The organism is Streptomyces sp. SM1, assembly GCF_002910825.1.
Classification (GTDB): Bacteria; Actinomycetota; Actinomycetes; order Streptomycetales; family Streptomycetaceae; genus Streptomyces; species Streptomyces okerensis.
This window is the reverse complement of the sequence record NZ_NEUB01000411.1, coordinates 1-1,658: the sequence shown is the minus strand read 5'-3', so window position 1 is coordinate 1,658 and position 1,658 is coordinate 1. Positions and strand designations below refer to the sequence as shown.

General features: G+C 71.5%; 2 protein-coding genes. Both read left to right on the top strand.

What is annotated here, in order from left to right; translation table 11 throughout:
- Window positions 1–21 precede the first annotated feature (21 nt).
- Window positions 22–1,155: a zinc-dependent metalloprotease gene (locus B9S61_RS10410; protein WP_103542005.1), complete on the top strand. Its 1,134-nt coding sequence runs from the start codon at window positions 22–24 to the stop codon at window positions 1,153–1,155.
- 193 nt (window positions 1,156–1,348) lie between these two features.
- The coding region (locus B9S61_RS10405; protein WP_308457758.1) for an ATP-binding protein at window positions 1,349–1,658 on the top strand (310 nt) is incomplete at its 3' end.

The window sequence follows — 1,658 nt, the reverse complement described above, 5'->3', positions numbered from 1 at the left end:
CCACTCACGTACCGTTGACGCATGACGAGCATCGGTGGTGCTGCCTCTTCCGGGATGGTCGACTGGAATCTCGCGGTCGCGACCGCGACCCGGCTCATGCGGCCGGGCCCCGACGTGAGCCGGGACGAGGCGCGCGCCGTCGTCGCGGAACTGCGCCGGCACGCGAAGTCCGCGGAGGAACACGTCCGGGGCTTCACCGGGCTGGGGACCGCGGAGACCCACGACACCCCCCTCCTCGTCGTCGACCGCCCCGGCTGGGTCCGGGCCAACGTCGCCGGCTTCCGTGAACTGCTCAGGCCGCTCCTCGACAAGATGCAGGAACGCCGCGGCACCGGCCCCGGCAACGTGATCCTCGGTGCCGTCGGCGGCAAGGTCACCGGCGTGGAACTGGGCATGTTGCTGTCCTTCCTCGCCTCCCGCGTCCTCGGCCAGTACGAGACCTTCGCCCCCGCCACCCGCGACCTGCCGGCCGGAGCGAACGGCGGCGGCCGGCTGCTGCTCGTCGCCCCCAACATCGTCCATGTGGAGCGCGAACTCGACGTCGAACCACACGACTTCCGCCTGTGGGTGACCCTCCACGAGGAGACCCACCGCACCCAGTTCACCGCGGTGCCCTGGCTGCGGGACCATCTGGAGGGTGAGATCCAGTCGTTCCTGGGAGAGACCGACGTCGACCCCATGACCGTCCTGGAGCGCGTCCGCGAGGCCGCGCAGTCGCTCGCCGGCGGCCGTCCCGAGGGCGAGGAGGGCGACGACGGGCGCTCCCTCGTGGAGGTCGTGCAGACGCCCGCGCAGCGCGAGATCCTCGGCCGGCTCACCGCCGTGATGTCGCTGCTGGAGGGCCACGCCGACTTCGTGATGGACGGTGTGGGGCCCGAGGTCGTGCCGAGCGTCGCCGAGATCCGCGAGAAGTTCCAGCAGCGTCGCGCCAAGGGCGCCTCCCGTCTGGACATGGCCCTGCGCAAGCTGCTCGGCCTGGACGCCAAGCTCCGGCAGTACCGCGACGGCGAGCGGTTCGTGCGGGCCGTCGTCGATGAGGTCGGCATGGACGGCTTCAACCGGGTGTGGACCTCGCCCAACACGCTCCCCACCAAGTCGGAGATCGCCGAACCGGCGGACTGGATCACCCGGGTGCACCGCAAACCGGAGGCATGAGCCCCGCGCCCCCTCCATGCGACGCATCCGGCCGTTGGCAGACGGACGCCCCTCCAATCACCCTTCCGAGGGACCGTGGGCTCTGGGCAGGCGTGCAATGCTCGGGGAATGGCCCGGTTCTGTCACCATCTACACACTCTGAGTGACTGAAACCCGGGTTCACCCCCCGAAAACTTCATGAAGGGAACCGGACATGGGTCCCCATCCTGCGGTCGCGGCGATACGCCTGGCGGTCCGCCGCGTCCTGACCGACATCCTCGACGACCACGGCCGAACCCCCGGCCACCCCGCGCACGAGCCGCCTTGCTCCCCGCTCGTGCTCGTGGCCTGCTCGGGCGGCGCCGACTCCATGGCGCTCGCCTCCGCCCTCGCCTTCGAAGCTCCCCGGCTCGGCCTGCGCGCCGGTGGCGTCACCGTCGACCACGGCCTCCAGGCCGGCTCCGACCTGCGCGCCGCCGACGTCGTCGTGCGCCTGCGCGAACTCGGCCTGCACCCCGCCGAGT